This window comes from Rhizobium sp. NPDC092011, from assembly GCF_044756305.1.
Lineage (GTDB): Bacteria > Pseudomonadota > Alphaproteobacteria > Rhizobiales > Rhizobiaceae > Rhizobium.
In genome coordinates, this window is the sequence record NZ_JBIVSO010000009.1 from 190,332 (window position 1) to 204,604 (window position 14,273).

At 60.6% G+C, this 14,273-nt stretch carries 16 protein-coding genes; 7 read left to right on the forward strand and 9 right to left on the reverse strand.

Translation table 11 applies throughout. From position 1 onward, the window contains the following. Nucleotides 1-104: 104 nt before the first annotated feature. Nucleotides 105-1,103, reverse strand: coding sequence for a GlxA family transcriptional regulator (locus ACIQJ2_RS28000; protein ID WP_400676350.1), 999 nt, complete (start codon nt 1,101-1,103; stop codon nt 105-107). Next, nucleotides 1,100-1,669 (reverse strand): cysteine hydrolase family protein, encoded by a 570-nt coding sequence (locus tag ACIQJ2_RS28005; RefSeq protein WP_400676352.1) that lies wholly within the window; start codon nt 1,667-1,669, stop codon nt 1,100-1,102. The genes ACIQJ2_RS28000 and ACIQJ2_RS28005 overlap by 4 nt, the downstream gene beginning before the upstream one ends. Nucleotides 1,670-1,984: 315 nt before the next feature. Between ACIQJ2_RS28005 and ACIQJ2_RS28010 the strand changes: the two genes are divergently transcribed. Continuing rightward, a complete protein-coding gene (locus ACIQJ2_RS28010) occupies nt 1,985-2,971 on the forward strand; it encodes a Gfo/Idh/MocA family protein (protein ID WP_400676354.1) in 987 nt (328 codons plus the stop codon). Nucleotides 2,972-2,980: 9 nt separating this feature from the next. Here the strand turns inward: ACIQJ2_RS28010 and ACIQJ2_RS28015 are convergent, their stop codons facing one another. Together ACIQJ2_RS28015 and ACIQJ2_RS28020 are read right to left on the reverse strand one after the other, a co-directional pair. Next, nucleotides 2,981-3,367 carry a GtrA family protein gene (locus tag ACIQJ2_RS28015; RefSeq protein WP_400676356.1) on the reverse strand — a complete coding sequence of 129 codons (387 nt, stop codon included), beginning with the start codon at nt 3,365-3,367 and terminating at the stop codon, nt 2,981-2,983. After that, nucleotides 3,364-4,377, reverse strand: coding sequence for a glycosyltransferase (locus tag ACIQJ2_RS28020; RefSeq protein WP_199148510.1), 1,014 nt, complete (start codon nt 4,375-4,377; stop codon nt 3,364-3,366). The genes ACIQJ2_RS28015 and ACIQJ2_RS28020 overlap by 4 nt, the downstream gene beginning before the upstream one ends. Before the next feature lie 236 nt (nt 4,378-4,613). Between ACIQJ2_RS28020 and ACIQJ2_RS28025 the strand changes: the two genes are divergently transcribed. Beyond that, nucleotides 4,614-6,443 carry a hypothetical protein gene (locus tag ACIQJ2_RS28025; RefSeq protein ID WP_400676358.1) on the forward strand — a complete coding sequence of 610 codons (1,830 nt, stop codon included), beginning with the start codon at nt 4,614-4,616 and terminating at the stop codon, nt 6,441-6,443. Nucleotides 6,444-6,546: 103 nt separating this feature from the next. Here the strand turns inward: ACIQJ2_RS28025 and ACIQJ2_RS28030 are convergent, their stop codons facing one another. Then, the gene (locus ACIQJ2_RS28030; RefSeq protein WP_199148512.1) at nt 6,547-6,777 is read right to left on the reverse strand and encodes a homogentisate export protein; all 231 of its coding nucleotides are present in this window, start codon (nt 6,775-6,777) and stop codon (nt 6,547-6,549) included. A 236-nt stretch (nt 6,778-7,013) separates the two neighbouring features. On the opposite strand from ACIQJ2_RS28030, the gene xseA reads away from it, so the two are divergent. The 3 genes from xseA (at nt 7,014) to ACIQJ2_RS28045 (ending at nt 9,857) form a co-directional block, all read left to right on the forward strand. Beyond that, nucleotides 7,014-8,624 carry an exodeoxyribonuclease VII large subunit gene (gene xseA, locus ACIQJ2_RS28035; RefSeq protein ID WP_400676361.1) on the forward strand — a complete coding sequence of 537 codons (1,611 nt, stop codon included), beginning with the start codon at nt 7,014-7,016 and terminating at the stop codon, nt 8,622-8,624. Then, nucleotides 8,624-9,217, forward strand: coding sequence for an NAD(P)H-dependent oxidoreductase (locus ACIQJ2_RS28040; RefSeq protein WP_400676363.1), 594 nt, complete (start codon nt 8,624-8,626; stop codon nt 9,215-9,217). Before xseA ends, ACIQJ2_RS28040 begins: the two co-directional genes overlap by 1 nt. Nucleotides 9,218-9,434: 217 nt before the next feature. Then, the gene (locus ACIQJ2_RS28045) at nt 9,435-9,857 is read left to right on the forward strand and encodes a VOC family protein (RefSeq protein ID WP_400676365.1); all 423 of its coding nucleotides are present in this window, start codon (nt 9,435-9,437) and stop codon (nt 9,855-9,857) included. Between the two features lie 161 nt (nt 9,858-10,018). Here ACIQJ2_RS28045 and ACIQJ2_RS28050 read toward each other — a convergent pair whose 3' ends face one another. The 3 genes from ACIQJ2_RS28050 to ACIQJ2_RS28060 all read right to left on the reverse strand — a co-directional run bounded on the left by ACIQJ2_RS28050 (nt 10,019) and on the right by ACIQJ2_RS28060 (nt 12,204). Then, nucleotides 10,019-11,272, reverse strand: a complete 1,254-nt coding sequence (locus ACIQJ2_RS28050) for an aminopeptidase (RefSeq protein ID WP_400746650.1) — start codon at nt 11,270-11,272, stop codon at nt 10,019-10,021. Nucleotides 11,273-11,365: 93 nt separating this feature from the next. Further along, on the reverse strand, nt 11,366-11,839 hold the full coding sequence (gene ybaK / locus ACIQJ2_RS28055) for a Cys-tRNA(Pro) deacylase (protein WP_400676369.1): 474 nt from the start codon (nt 11,837-11,839) through the stop codon (nt 11,366-11,368). An 8-nt stretch (nt 11,840-11,847) separates the two neighbouring features. After that, nucleotides 11,848-12,204 carry an ArsC family reductase gene (locus ACIQJ2_RS28060; RefSeq protein WP_400676371.1) on the reverse strand — a complete coding sequence of 119 codons (357 nt, stop codon included), beginning with the start codon at nt 12,202-12,204 and terminating at the stop codon, nt 11,848-11,850. Nucleotides 12,205-12,356: 152 nt separating this feature from the next. On the opposite strand from ACIQJ2_RS28060, the gene ACIQJ2_RS28065 reads away from it, so the two are divergent. Both ACIQJ2_RS28065 and ACIQJ2_RS28070 read left to right on the forward strand, forming a co-directional pair. After that, entirely contained in the window at nt 12,357-12,878 is a 522-nt protein-coding gene (locus tag ACIQJ2_RS28065; RefSeq protein WP_400676373.1) for a MarR family winged helix-turn-helix transcriptional regulator, read from the forward strand. A 131-nt stretch (nt 12,879-13,009) separates the two neighbouring features. Beyond that, the gene (locus ACIQJ2_RS28070; protein WP_400676375.1) at nt 13,010-13,162 is read left to right on the forward strand and encodes a hypothetical protein; all 153 of its coding nucleotides are present in this window, start codon (nt 13,010-13,012) and stop codon (nt 13,160-13,162) included. Nucleotides 13,163-13,167: 5 nt separating this feature from the next. Here the strand turns inward: ACIQJ2_RS28070 and ACIQJ2_RS28075 are convergent, their stop codons facing one another. Beyond that, on the reverse strand, nt 13,168-14,229 hold the full coding sequence (locus ACIQJ2_RS28075; protein ID WP_400676377.1) for a succinylglutamate desuccinylase/aspartoacylase family protein: 1,062 nt from the start codon (nt 14,227-14,229) through the stop codon (nt 13,168-13,170). Nucleotides 14,230-14,273 lie beyond the last annotated feature (44 nt).

Sequence of the window (14,273 nt, forward strand, 5' to 3'; positions counted from 1 at the left end):
TATTTCTCCAAGTCACTTGAGCAGAAAGCCGGCGTCGGAGGCGCCGGCAGGGAGGGATACGGCAGGCTACCGGCCTTTCCGGCCAAAGGCTACTAACGATTTCTTTATTCGGTCGTCGAGCGCCGATAGTGGCTTGGTGGCAGCGTGTTGTATTTCGACCAGACGCGCCGCATGTGGCGCGGCGATGCAAAGCCGGATTTCTCCGCCACGCGCTCCATGTCCAGCCGCGAATTGGCAAGCACGTCCCGCGCCAGCGTCACGCGCATCAGATTGACATAGGCCGTCACCGAGAGGCCGGCATGTTCCTGAAACAGCCGCGAGATATGGCGTGCGCTCATCGCACCGATGCCGGCAAGCTCGGAAAGCGACCAGCCGTGGGCCGGATCGGCCATGATCGCATCCTGAACGCGATGGATGGCGGGATGCACATGGTTGCGGCCGCTGAGCCAGGGCGAGAGCTGCGGCTCGGCGCCGGTCCTTCGCATATAGACGACCATGTGCCGGGCAATGGTCAGCGCCGTCATCGGCGAGGTCAGCTTGGAGGCGAGGTGCAGCATCAGGTCCGTGCCTGTGGTGATGCCGGCACTCGAATAGCGATCGCGATCCTCGACATAGAGCCGGTTGTCGAGAACCCTTGCTGTCGGCGCATATTCCCTGACTTCGTCGAGGCAGGCTGCGTGCGTGGTGCAGGCATAGCCATCCATCAGACCTGCCCGCGCCGCAATGACCGCACCGGAGCAGATGGTAACAAGGGTGATGCCGGGACGGATCGCGCTTCCCAGCCAGGCCGCGAGCTTTGCCAGTTCGGGCTCAATATCCTCAGCATCATCAGGCGGCGTGACGCTGCCGGACAGGATTACATAGGCGCCATCGGGAATGTGATCCGGCAGCGGCTTCAGGTCGGCAAGAATCAACCCGACCGAAGTCGTCTGCGACGGTTGAGCGGCGATGAAACGATAATCGAACAGGACGTCGTCCTGTTCGATATTGGCCCGGCGCAACACCTCCACCGGCCCGGCCACGTCCATCAGCAGCGTATAAGGCGGCAGAAGCACGTAGACGGGAATGATCCGCGGATGGAGGCGCCGGTCGCCCTGTGTCATGCGGCGCTCCGGATCGATGTGTCCGCAAGCGCTTCCTCGACGGTTGCGATCCGGGCAAAACGGCCTGATAGCACCAGTTCGCTGCGCTTCTTGATATCGTCGACACTGAAGACGGTGCCCGAGGCATGCGTCATCGGGAAGGTCAGCGTCGCCTCTGTGACGTAATCGACTTCGTAGCCGAGATCGGATGCGTGACGAGTGGTGGTTTCGCAGCATTGCTCGGTGCGGATGCCGGAAACGATGACCTTGCGGATGCCGTTCGCCACCAGCCAGACATCGAGACCAGAGCCGACGAGGGCCGAATGACGGCGCTTGTGAAATACAGCATCGGCCTCAAGTGAAACTTCGTCGAGCCTGCGCACATAGCCGCTCTTCAGGCTGAAATGAGCGTCGCTATCCTCGACGTGGAAAATCTGGACGACGGGAATGCCCTTCGCCTTGGCTCCGTCGATCAGAGCTTGCAGGCGGCTGGTGAATTCAGGCAGGTCGTCTACTCGCCAGTAGGGGCGCTGGCGAAAGGATTCCTGAACATCGATAACGAGTAGCGCGGTATCCGTATGGGACATTTTCGTATCTCCTGTGCTTCAAGGATAGCCGAAACTAGGCTTGCCTTAAAAGCTTCGAAAGTCATCTGGCAGACAGAAAGGGGACAAATACGGCCATAACGTATTGGCTGTCGTGCTGCTATGTTTGCCTGCGCTTTCAGCGCAAGGCGTTGCGCCCTGGACTATGGCCGCATAAGGTTGGCACCGGTTTTGTTCAAAGCGAAATGCCCCTCGTTTCGCTTTGCCCACCGAGTTCACAAATCGACCCCATCGGAAAGGCAGCATCGCGATCACGCTTGTTGCCTCCGCTTCGGGGGATGCTTCAGGAGAGACATCATGCTGCGTTTCGGAATTCTATCGACGGCGAAGATCGGCCGCGACGTGGTGGTGCCTGCCATCCAGGATGCCGAGAATTGTGTCGTCACCGCAATCGCCAGCCGGGATCTTGCCCGTGCGCGGCAGATGGCGGACCGCTTCTCCGTGCCGCATGCTTTCGGCTCCTATGAGGAGATGCTCGCCTCCGACAAGATCGACGCTGTCTATATTCCGCTGCCGACCTCGCAGCATGCCGAATGGACCATCAAGGCCGCCGATGCCGGCAAGCATGTGCTCTGCGAAAAACCGATCGCACTCAAGGCCGAGCAAATCGACAGCCTGATCGCCGCTCGCGATCGCAACAAGGTCGTGGTGACAGAAGCGTACATGCTCACCTATACGCCGGTCTGGCGGAAGGTTCGTTCGCTGCTGGCTGATGGCGCCATCGGCCGCTTGCGGCATGTCCAGGGCGCCTTCACCTATTTCAACCGCGATGCCGGCAATATGCGCAATATTCCGGCGCTCGGCGGCGGTGGCCTGCCCGATATCGGCGTTTATCCCACGATCAGCACTCGTTTCGTCACCGGCCGTGAACCCTTACGTGTTCAGGCAACCACGGAGCGCGACCCGGAATTCGGCACCGACATCTACTCCAGCGTCAAGGCCGATTTCGGCGATTTCGATCTCAGCTTCTATGTCTCGACGCAGATGGCCAACCGCCAGGTCATGGTTTTCCACGGCACCGAAGGCTTCATCGAGGTGAAATCGCCCTTCAATGCCGACAGGTATGGTGCGGAAGAGTTGGAGCTGACCAACCGCAATCACCTGGAATCGCAGATCTTCCGCTTCCCCGACAGCCGGCAGTACAGGCGCGAGGCGGAAGCCTTTGCGTCGGCTGCGTTGGGTCAGGGCGCCGAAGTCGTGTCATTGGAAAGCTCGAAGCTCAACCAGAAGGTCATCGACGCCATCTACCGCGCGAGCGAAAAGGATGGCTGGGAAACGCTCTGACCCAGTGTCTCAGGGATTTTGCCGGTGGCGGAAGACGAAGCGTGAATAGCCGAAGAAGCTGAACGCCGTCGCCGCCGCCGAAGCAAGTGTCAGGGCGATGATCGGCCGTAGCGACGGTTCGGTCATCAGCAGCGAGCTGAACAGGGCATAGTTCAGCAGAGCCGACGTCAACCCGACTGAGCCATAGCGAAAACCTTCCGCCGCCAGCGACCGGTTGGAGCGGCCGAAGGTGAAGTTGCGGTTGAGCACCCATGTGGCGAGCAGCGCGCTCGGGATCGAGATGGCTCGGCCGACAAAGGGGCCGACCGGTGTGAACCAGATCAGAAGATGCAGTACTCCGGCATCGACCACAAAGCCAACGCCGCCGGCGATCAGGAAGCGAAAGAGCTTCTTCATGCAGCTTTCGCCCTTTTCTTCCGGCTTGCGGGCTTTTCGAGTTCCGTCATGTAAACAGTGCGCTCATTGCCGATCTGCGGGGACGCCAGTTTGGGCAGGCTCATATAGTGGATACGCAGATGCTCCGCACGGGCGCGGGCGACCGAGTCGAGGATCAGGCCGGCCGTAAATAGCATGAAGGCGATCATCGTCAGTCCCACGGAGAGGATCCATGTCGGCATCCGCGTCACGAGGCCGGTCTCGAAATATTCGACGAAGACTGGGATCGAGAAGCCGATACTCATTTCCATGCAAATGACGCCAAGAATGCCGAAGAAGGCGAAAGGCCGCGTTTCCTTCATCAGCATGGCGAACATCCAGAGGATTTTCCAGCCGTCGCGGAAGGTGGAGAGCTTCGAATGCGAGCCTTCCGGCCGTCTGCCGTAATCGAGCTCCAGTTCGCTGACGGGCAGCTTCAGCCGCGAGGCATGAACCGACATTTCCGTCTCGATCTCGAACCCGCCCGATACGGCGGGGAAGCTTTTGACGAAGCGGCGCGAAAAGGCGCGATAGCCGGAAAAGATGTCGGTGAAATCAGCACCGAAGATCGAACGGTAAAGCCAGTTGAAGATGCGGTTGCCGAAGGCATGGCCCTGGCGGCCGGCGTCGTTGTGAACGTTGCGGCGGGTGCCGACGACCATGTCGGAGCCTTCGGTCAAAAGCGTGCGGATCAATTCCTCGGCATCTTCTGGCGCATAGGTGCCGTCGCCATCGGCCATCAGATAGATATCGGCCTCGATGTCGGCGAACATGCGGCGTACCACATGTCCCTTGCCCTGCCGGCGCTCACGCACCACGTTCGCGCCCGCGAGCATGGCCTGTAGCGCCGTGCCGTCGGTGGAATTGTTGTCATAGACATAGATGCTGGCTTGCGGGATGGCCTGGCGAAAGCCGCGTACGACATTTCCGATCGTGGCCGCTTCGTTGTAGCACGGCAGCAGGACGGCGATGTTCAGCTTGTCATTCCACATGGTCTTGGCCGCTTCCTACGCGTGATATCAATGAGGCCCGATGGACGATCCGGACAAGAGCTTATCCCGCGGGCTGTTAATAAGACCCTATGGTTGCGAAGGAAAAATGGCGGGGTATCTCCCTTGGAAAAAACATTATCGTGATGGATCCGCAGCTGGCGCGCGCTTTACTTTTTTTTGATGGGCAGCCGTTACTGTGACACCCCGAACATCCTTCCAATCCGGGGTTTATCCGTATGACGCAGACGCTGACAATGTCGCCTGAAGCAGCGCCTGCACCAGGCAGAAATGCCTCCACGCGCTGGTCGCATCCGGTCCTTGTTCCGCTGATCTACAGCATCCTGCTCATCGTTGCGCAGCTGATCATTCACCGCAACGTCGCCGACTATGTCGGCCCTGACAATGATGACGTCATGCGCCTGGTCGAGGTGCGCGATTTTCTCGCCGGTCAGGGCTGGTTCGACATGATGCAATACCGGCTCGGCCTCGATGGCGGGACGCTGATGCACTGGTCGCGCTTCATCGATCTGCCGATTGCAAGCCTCATTCTCTTCTTCCGGATGTTCTTTTCGCCAGAGGGCGCCGAGGCAGCGGCGCTGACCGTCTGGCCGCTGATATTGATCGTTCCGCTGATGTCTTTCATGGGCCTTGCGGGTCGCCGCATTGCCGGCACCGAAGGCATGCATTTCTCGCTGCTGATGACGGCATTGTTCGTGTTGCTCTCGCCGCGTTTCGTGCCGGGATCCATCGATCACGACAACGTCCAGCTCGGCCTTGTCGCCCTTGCTCTCTCCATGCTGGTCGACGAAAAATACAAGCCCAGAAATTTCGCAATCGCCGCCGTCGCCCTTGCCATCCAGCTCGGCATCGGCGCGGAAACGACACCTTTCGTGGCCTTCGCCTGCGTGGCGGTCGCCTGCCTCTGGGCTTGGGATGGGGAGCTGTTTGCCCCCGCCGCAAAGGCTTTCGCACTGACGCTGACGATTGCCGTCAGCATCGCTTTTTTCTCGCTCGTGCCGCCGCGCTTCTATTCGATGGTCACCTGCGACAATCTTTCGCTCGGCTTTTACGGAATTATAAGCGCCGGTTGCGTCGGGTTGCTGCTGTCTGCGGTTTTCGCCAGCCGCCTTTCGCGGCCGTGGCGTCTGGCGGTGCTTGCCGCCAATGGCGCATTCGTCTTGGCGACGACGGTTGCGCTTGCACCGCAATGCCTGCGCAATCCGCTTGCCGACCTGGATCCCATGCTGGTGGACCTCTGGTTGAGCCGCGTAACCGAGGCGCAGTCGATCGTCTCTATCGGCCATCGGCAGCCGGAGACACTGGGCACCTTCTACGCGGTAGGATTGATCGCGATGCTGGTCTGCGCCGTCCGCATATTGCGCGGGGAGCGGGCTCGCCTGCACGCGGTTCTGATTGCCCTGATCGCGATCAACTGGGTTATCACGCTCGTGCAGGTCCGCGGCGCGGAATTCGCCAATCTGCTGGCTATCCCGCCGCTGGCGCTCTTGCTCACGGAGTTGCGCCGGATTTCGATGGCCGATACCAAAAACGTCCGGGCATCCCTGATCTATGTGGGTACGGCGCTGATCTCGGCGCCCATGGTCTGGGCTGTAGGCGGCACGCTGGCGGTCAAAGGTGTGACCAACGGCTTTATGGAGCCCAAGGCCGAGGAGACGGTGGATTGCGCGTCGAAGGATGTGCTTTCGCCTATCGCCGGTCTTGAGCCCGGCGTGGTTGCAGCAGCCTCCAATATGGGAGCTCCGCTTCTGCGCTTCACACCGCACCGCACGCTCTCCGGCCCCTATCATCGCGATCCCGACGGGATGCTGGCCGAGCTCAATATCGGCCTTGCTCCACCGCCCGAGGCGGAAACGCTGTTGCGCAAAGCGCATGTGACGCTGGTGGCCTTCTGCAAGGGAGACCCGCAGGTGCAGCTGTTGTCCGAGCGCAATCCCCAGGGGCTGTATGCCCGGCTGAGCGCCGGCAATATACCGTCCTATCTGGAGCCGATGCCGGCATCGCCCAAGTCGGACGTGCAATTCTTCCGCTTCAAGCCACAGGGTTGACTGGCAACAATTTCAGGAAAAGTGCAGACCGGCTTTCCGGCCGGAACGGCGTGAGCACACTAGAGCAGAACGGCTAAAAGAGCCTCTGAAGGGCGGGTCCGCGTCAGGCGCGGCGGCGATGCTCCATCACATCTGCGGTCACGAGATAGCCGATGAAGCCGAGATTATAGCCCCCTAGCGCCAGGAACAGCGTTGTGAGCGGCGGCGGAGTGACCGATATCGCGACGGCCGCCATGAAGGCGATGCTCATCAGTGCCACGCCCAGCAAAGCGCCGATAGTCGAGCGCTGCAGGCCGGCGGCAATTCCGATGATCGTGGCGGTCGCGAATATCATCGCTCCATATCCTCTTTACCCAGAACCAGTTTGCACAGGTTTACTCGCGGATGGCTAAAAAAGGCTTTGTCAGTAAGGTTAACGCTTCATGAAACAATTGGCTCCATGCGTTTATTGAGACATCGAACAGGCACCCACGTTTCGAACCGGCGCACAGTTCTTCCTTCGGCGGATTGCGGTTGAAGGAATGATGCACCGGGCTCCGCATTTTCCACGACTTGGGCTAGAAAGAAGCCATGAGCAGCTTTTTTGAGAATGATTCGCCCTCGAACCTGACGGAATACTCCGTTTCGGAATTGTCCGGATCGATCAAGCGTACTGTTGAGAACGCGTTCGATCAGGTGCGCGTGCGCGGGGAAATCTCCGGCTATCGTGGGCCACATTCCTCGGGTCATGCTTATTTTTCGCTGAAGGACGACCGGTCCCGCATCGATGCGGTCATCTGGAAAGGCAGCTTTTCCAAGCTGAAATTCCGTCCCGAAGAGGGGATGGAGGTCATCGCGACCGGCAAGGTGACGACCTTCCCGGGCTCGTCGAAGTATCAGATCGTCATCGAGAGCCTGGAGCCGGCCGGCGCGGGCGCCCTGATGGCGCTGCTGGAGGAGCGTAAGCGCAAGCTCGGCGCCGAAGGTCTTTTCGATGCGGAGCGCAAGCGCAGGCTGCCCTTCATGCCAAAGGTGATCGGCGTCGTCACCTCGCCGACCGGCGCCGTCATCCGCGATATCCTGCACCGCATCTCCGATCGCTTTCCCGTGCATGTGCTGGTCTGGCCGGTGAAAGTGCAGGGCGAGGGCTCCGGCGACGAGGTGGCGAACGCCATTCGCGGCTTCAACGAGTTTGAGCCTGGCGGCCAGATCCCGCGTCCGGACGTGCTGATCGTTGCACGCGGCGGCGGTAGTCTCGAGGATCTCTGGAGTTTCAACGACGAGGCTGTCGTTCGTGCCGCTGCTGCAAGCGAAATTCCGCTGATCTCGGCCGTCGGTCACGAGACCGACTGGACGTTGATCGACTACGCCGCCGACGTGCGTGCGCCGACCCCGACCGGTGCTGCTGAAATGGCCGTGCCGGTCAAAGCCGAACTGGAGGCGCAGCTTGCAAGCCTCGCCGCGCGCTTGCAGAGCGGAGTGGGCAGACAGATGGATCAGCGCCGTCAGGCTGTGCGTGCGCTGCTGCGGGCTTTGCCGTCGCTCGACCAGATCCTCGCCTTGCCGCGCCGTCGTTTCGATGAGGCGGCTGCCGGTCTCGGCCGCGGACTGGAATTGAACACGCTGAACAAGCGCCGTTCCTTCGAACGCATGGCCTCACAGCTGCGCCCGGATATCCTCTCGAACCGCATCGCCGAGCGTCGCCAGCAACTGGGCGAACGAATGACCCGGGCGGAACGGACCATCGAGCGCATGCTTGATCGCTCCCGAGCCCGTATCGAACGGGCCGATGCCGTCTTCGCCACGCTGCCGTCCCGGCTTGAAGCGCAGACCGGCCGTTCGCGCGACCGCCTCGGCAATCTCGCGCGACAGGCTGATACTGCTATACGCCATCAGTTGACGCGGGCGCGCAGCGAACTTGTCGCGCAGGAGCGCATCCTGCAATCGCTCTCCTACAAGAACGTTCTGAAACGCGGTTATGCGGTGGTTCGCGATGAGGATGACCGCCCGGTCTCGCTTGCCGCAGCGCTCACCACCGGCGCAGCCATCTCTATCGAATTCGCGGATGGTCGTATCGGCGCGGTCGCCGGTGAGGGCGAGGCATCGCCAACGCCTCCTCCGGGCGGCGCCTCGCCAACGAGAAAGCGTAGCGCCAAGCCTGCCGAGCCCGCCGCTCCACCCAAACAGGGAAGTCTGTTCTGATGCGCGTCTTGCTGGTTTTGGCCCATCCGCTTGAGGATAGCTATGCCGCTGCGGTGGCGAAGGCCGCGCAGGAAACGCTTGTCGCAGGAGGGCATGAGGTCGACCTGCTCGATCTCTACCGCGAAGGCTTTGATCCCCGCCTGTCGCAGGCCGAGCGCGGCGGCTATTTCGATCAGCCCTATGACACCTCCGGCGTCGACCATATCGTCGCGCGGCTGCGGGCGGCCGAAGGGCTGATACTGGTCTTTCCACAATGGTGGTTCAATTTTCCGGCCATCCTCAAGGGCTTCTTCGATCGCGCCTTTGCGCCCGGTGTGGCCTTCACGCACGATCCGGCCGGCGGCCGCATCGTGCCGCAGCTCACCAATATCCGCCTGTTTTGGGCGCTGACAACAACGGGCTCGCCTTGGTGGATCGTGCATCTCTACATGGGCAATCCGGTGCGGCGGCTGTTGAGACGCGGCATCGCCGCCTTCTGCGCCAAGCGGCTAAATTTCCGGATGCTGGCGCTGCACGACATGGATCGCGTCAGCGATGCCGGACGCAAGGCGCATCTTGACCGCGTTAGAAAAGCGCTGGCGAATATCAGATAGGAACTTCAAGGCACACCGCGGCGATGGGCAATGAGCCGACGTATAGCGGCCATCTTGATTCCATTTTCCAAATCTGAGAAGTTTGTACGGTCTGAAACAGGTTAGGTTGGTGCGGTTGGCCCAACCCCCGCCTCATGCGGGTCCTTCCGCCACTTCGGTAGCGGCCCAAGGCCTTGAACGGCTCGCAATCTCGCGAGGCGAACGAAAGGGCTTGGTTATGCAACAACAGATTTCCGTCATCACCATCGGCGTTCTCGATCTCGACCGATCCAAACGCTTCTATGAGGAAGGGTTCGGCTGGACGCCCGTCTTCGAGAATGAGGAGATTATCTTCTACCAGATGAACGGCTTCGTCCTCGGCACCTTCAAGCTCACGTCGCTGGAGCAGGATATCGGCCGATCAGGCCTGAAAACGCCCGGCGCCTTTTCGCTGGCGCACAATGTTGCGCGGCGTGAGGATGTCGACACCGTCATGGATCAATTGGTGCTGGCGGGCGGGAGCATGCTTCGCAAGGCCGATGCACCGCCGCATGGCGGCTTTCGCGGCTATGTTGCCGATCCCGACGATCATGCCTGGGAAATCGCCTGGAACCCCTTCTGGCCGATCGATGAAAACGGCCTGGTGAGGTTCGGCATCTAAATGCAAGAAAGCGGGCTCATGGCCCGCTTTCCTTTCTCTGAGATCGCCGCCAGTTGCGCTTAGAGCGTTTCTGCCTTTCTCCGAAGCGCGGAAACGCTCTATCCCTTTATTGCTACGCAATTCCGGACGGAAAACCGCTGCGCACTTTTCCTGGAATTGCTCTAGGCCCACTCGCCCTTGCGCATGACGGGCACGCGCGAACCATCGGCATTGATGCCGTCGATATCCACCTTGTCGGAGCCGATCATCCAGTCGATGTGGATCAGGCTGGAATTGCCGCCCTGCGCCTTGATCTGCTCCTGGCTGAGCTTGGCGCCGTCGATGAAGCACTTGGAATAGCACTGGCCAAGCGCGATATGGCAGGAGGCATTTTCGTCGAAGAGCGTGTTGTAGAACAGGATGCCGCTTGCCGAAATCGGCGAGGAATGCGGCACCAGCGCCACTTCGCCGAGCCGGCGGGCGCCTTCATCGGTGTCGAGCACCTTGTTCAGCACTTCCTCGCCGCGCGTTGCCTTGGCTTCGATGATCCGGCCGCCTTCGAAGCGCACCTGGATGTTGTCGATGAGCGTGCCCTGATGCGACAGCGGCTTGGTGGAGGAGACATGGCCTTCGACGCGCAGTGCATGCGGCGTGGTGAAGACTTCTTCGGTCGGGATATTCGGGTTGCAGGTGACGCCGTTCTTGGCTGTCGAAGCGCCGCCATGCCATTCATGGCCATCGGCAAGCCCGACCGTCAAGTCGGTGCCCGGTCCCTGGAAGTGCAGGGCCGCGAAGCGCTGACCGTTCATCCAGGCCGAACGCTTGTGCAGATTGGCATTATGCTCAGCCCAGGCCGCGATCGGATCTTCGACATCGACGCGGGAGGCTGAGAAGATCGCCTTGGCAAGCTTGGCAACAGCGATCGCTTCCGGGTCATTCGGGAAGACCAGCTTCGCCCAGGAGGGGTTCGGATAGGAGACGATGTTCCAGTTGGTGTCGAAATTGGAGATCTTCTCAAGCGCCGGCTTGTAGGCGGCCGAATTGGCGCGGTTGGCGCGCGCCACCTTGGCCGGGTCCTGGTTGGACAGCAGCATCGGATTGTCGCCCGCGATAGCAAGGCGGGCCGTGTTGCTGGAGAAGGCCTTGGCCATACCCTCGTAAAGCCAGGTTGCGGCGCGGTCGAAGCTTGCATCATGGCCGTATTCGTAGCGGGCAAGCGTCGTCTCTTCGTCGGAATAGAAGGTGGAGACGAGGCCGGCGCCGGCCTTGTAGGCCTCGCGCGTGATCAGCCGCACCAGCGGCATTGCCGCAACCGGCGCCGTCATCAGCAGATCCTGACCGGCCTGTAGCTGCAACCCGATCTTGACTGCCACTTCCGCAAGCTTTTCCAGCTTGGCGTGATCGACGGGATGATGGTTCGGAGAGGCGGATGTCATGGCAAAACCTGCTTGGCTGATATCGAAGATGGTGAGAAGACTTAGACCGCTTTGCGGCGAAATTGAAGGCGGTTTGTCCGATCCTGAAGATCGTCAGGCAATCAGCGGCGCGGCCTTGGCCTTGAGAGCGGTCAAGGCATCCTGTGGACTGAGGCGCACCTGCAGACCGCGCTGGCCGCCGTTCATATAAACATAGGTCTCGGTCATCGCCTGCACCTCGATCGCCGTCGGAACGATCTTCTTCTGGCCGAAGGGGCTGATGCCACCGACATGATATCCCGTCAGACGTTCCGCATCGGCAGGCTTCATCATGTTGGCCGACTTGCCGCCGAAGGCCGCGGCAAGCTTCTTCATGCTGACCTCGTGGTCGGAGGGCACGACGATACAAACCGGCTTGCCGTCAACTTCCGCCATCAGCGTCTTCAATACGCGATGCGGCTCTTCGCCGAGCGCCTCTGCCGCCTGCAGACCGACGCGCTCCGCATTCGGATCGTAGTCATAGGCGTGTACGGTGAAGGCGACTTTCGCCTGGGTCAGCACTTGTGTTGCGCGGGTGGTTTTGGACATGCTTGCCTCTAGGCGGTTTTGCCGAATGCAGCCGCATAAATATCCGGCTTGAAGCCGATGAGCAATTTGCCGTCCGCTTCCAGCACCGGGCGCTTGATCATCGATGGCTGCGCCATCATCAGCTGAATGGCCTTGTCCTTTGTGAGATCTGTGCGATCTGCTTCCGGCAGAGCCTTGAAGGTCGTCCCCGCGCGATTGAGCACGATTTCCCAGCCGGCTTCCTTGGTCCAGCGCTCCAGGTGATCCCGGTCGATGCCAACAGCCCTGTAATCGTGGAAATCATAGGCGATGCCGTGGCTTTCAAGCCAAGTCCGGGCCTTCTTCATCGTGTCGCAGTTCTTGATGCCGTAAATGGTAATCGTCATGGCGAATCCGTCTCTTGCTGTCTGATAGGGCATAGCATGCGAGCAAAGCCGGTTGAAAGCCGGCCGGAGGCGGAAGCGGTTCTCTCATCCGTTGCAGTCACCGCATATAATCCTGTAAATATGCAGCGTGCATATTTATCGCGCGGGTGAGCATGGCGACGGACAAGGAAACATTACGGCTGGAAAACCTCTTCGGCGCCATGAGCCTTGCTCTGGTGGACAAGATGGAGAAGGCCTTTGCCGATGAAACAGGCCTCGGCCCGAGCGCCGTTGCCGCCGTCATCCAGATCGGCTCCGAGCCGGATCTGACGATCGAGACGTTGCGCCGAATGATCGCGCTCTCCCATTCGGCCACCGTGCGCCTCGTCGATCAACTCGTGGCGTCTCATCTCGTGTTGCGCGCCGGCGGTGTTGAAGGCGACAAGCGTGCCCGCTCGCTGCAGCTGACAGTGGCCGGCCAGGCACTGTTTGACAAAAGCCTCACCGCTCGCCGCGCCGTCATCGAGCGCGCTTTCAAAGCGCTCAAGCCTGAAGAAGCCGAACAGCTCGGCCGTCTGGTGGAGAAGTTGCTGCCGGCTCTGGTCGATCTCGGCGACGATCAGGATGTGGTTTGCCGCGTTTGCGATCAGGGTGTCTGCGATCAGGATCGTTGCCCCATCGCCTTCATGTCGTAACCTCGGAGAGGCAGGCTTGACATACCCCTTAAATATATGCACTATGCATACATATATTTAAGGGGGTGCCCAGTTTACTTCTGGATGCTCTGAACACCGCCTGCATCGTTTCGATCGGAGGCATGATCTCAATGGAAAATCGTTCGATGCGTGCCCGGCTATCGGGCAGGGTGATTGCGGCATTTGCCGGCGCACCGGATCATGCCCGCCGCCTCGGCACTCTTCTTCGGGAGGCGGCGGCGATCGCTTTCACCTTGCGTTGCAGGGTGATCGACCGCCGCTAAACACGTCAGTCTTCCAGCGTGCCCGGCTTGCGGGCGACAGAGCTTGGCCTGTCGGAGCCGATCTTCATCAGATCGCCGCGCCGACGCACGAGCCGATCCGAGACGCGGGTGACGATGAGGCCGGCTTGCGGCGCGCGGACCTCGATGGTCCCGTCCGGCATGCCGGGTGCGGTGATGATCGTCGCCAACAGGTCGCCTTCCGCAATGCGTTCGCCGATGTTGCGATGGAAAAGTACGGTGCCCGCTTGCGGCGCGCGGATCATCTCGACATTGTCGAGCGGCACTGCTGGCCCGGCAAAGGCAGCGAGATTTACGCTGTCGTCGCGCACCGCGCCGCGGGAGGCAAGGAAGCGCCAAAGGCCTTCGGCATCTTGCTTCGCCATTTCGGGATAGACATCGCGCGTGCCCCGCAACTCGACGGTGACCGAAAGCTTGCCCGGCAACCTGGCCTTCTTTTCGCCCGGCACTTCGTATTTCCAGGCAAAACTGACGGCTTCCTCGAAGGCGGAGCTTTCGCCATCCGAAAGCAGCACGGCATCCATCTGCAAGGCGGCAGCGAGATCTGAAGCCTCGGGCCAGAATGCCTCATCTATATAAGCATATTGCAGGGATTCGTCGTCGCAATGGAGGTCGATCACCAGATCGGCACCCAGCGCCATATGGATGAGCTGACGCTTCAGGCGGTCGACAGAAGGATAGCGCTCGAGGTTTTCGATCAGCAGGTCGCGGTCTCGCAGCGAGATCAGCGGAAAATCGCGGTTGAAATTGGTGCGGGAACCGAGGTCGAAGCGGCCCTGCATCTCCCCGAAATGCGATTGCGCCGCACCGATCGGGTTGGCGTGTGGCACGACAATGATGTCGCTCTGGATGGTGCCTTCGCTCTCTGCCTGTCGTAGTCGCGCGCAGAGGAAGTGAGCCAGCGCAGTTCCCGGCAACTCTCCGGCATGCAGTGCAGCCTGAATATAGATCTTCGGCGCACCCGCCTTGTTGCCGGCGAAATGCAGAACCGGAAATCGCCATGCAATGCCCGGAGTGTCGCCTTCAATGACGATTTCGGTGATATCCATGTAACGGGTTCCTCCAATTCATGATCGGAGACCCATAACAAGCC

Coding starts and splice junctions, on each gene's coding strand:
- ACIQJ2_RS28000 (WP_400676350.1), bottom strand. CDS start 1,103: ATGACACAGGGCGACCGGCGCCTCCATCCGCGGATCATTCCCGTCTAC.
- ACIQJ2_RS28005 (WP_400676352.1), bottom strand. CDS start 1,669: ATGTCCCATACGGATACCGCGCTACTCGTTATCGATGTTCAGGAATCC.
- ACIQJ2_RS28010 (WP_400676354.1), top strand. CDS start 1,985: ATGCTGCGTTTCGGAATTCTATCGACGGCGAAGATCGGCCGCGACGTG.
- ACIQJ2_RS28015 (WP_400676356.1), bottom strand. CDS start 3,367: ATGAAGAAGCTCTTTCGCTTCCTGATCGCCGGCGGCGTTGGCTTTGTG.
- ACIQJ2_RS28020 (WP_199148510.1), bottom strand. CDS start 4,377: ATGTGGAATGACAAGCTGAACATCGCCGTCCTGCTGCCGTGCTACAAC.
- ACIQJ2_RS28025 (WP_400676358.1), top strand. CDS start 4,614: ATGACGCAGACGCTGACAATGTCGCCTGAAGCAGCGCCTGCACCAGGC.
- ACIQJ2_RS28030 (WP_199148512.1), bottom strand. CDS start 6,777: ATGATATTCGCGACCGCCACGATCATCGGAATTGCCGCCGGCCTGCAG.
- xseA (WP_400676361.1), top strand. CDS start 7,014: ATGAGCAGCTTTTTTGAGAATGATTCGCCCTCGAACCTGACGGAATAC.
- ACIQJ2_RS28040 (WP_400676363.1), top strand. CDS start 8,624: ATGCGCGTCTTGCTGGTTTTGGCCCATCCGCTTGAGGATAGCTATGCC.
- ACIQJ2_RS28045 (WP_400676365.1), top strand. CDS start 9,435: ATGCAACAACAGATTTCCGTCATCACCATCGGCGTTCTCGATCTCGAC.
- ACIQJ2_RS28050 (WP_400746650.1), bottom strand. CDS start 11,272: ATGACATCCGCCTCTCCGAACCATCATCCCGTCGATCACGCCAAGCTG.
- ybaK (WP_400676369.1), bottom strand. CDS start 11,839: ATGTCCAAAACCACCCGCGCAACACAAGTGCTGACCCAGGCGAAAGTC.
- ACIQJ2_RS28060 (WP_400676371.1), bottom strand. CDS start 12,204: ATGACGATTACCATTTACGGCATCAAGAACTGCGACACGATGAAGAAG.
- ACIQJ2_RS28065 (WP_400676373.1), top strand. CDS start 12,357: ATGGCGACGGACAAGGAAACATTACGGCTGGAAAACCTCTTCGGCGCC.
- ACIQJ2_RS28070 (WP_400676375.1), top strand. CDS start 13,010: ATGGAAAATCGTTCGATGCGTGCCCGGCTATCGGGCAGGGTGATTGCG.
- ACIQJ2_RS28075 (WP_400676377.1), bottom strand. CDS start 14,229: ATGGATATCACCGAAATCGTCATTGAAGGCGACACTCCGGGCATTGCA.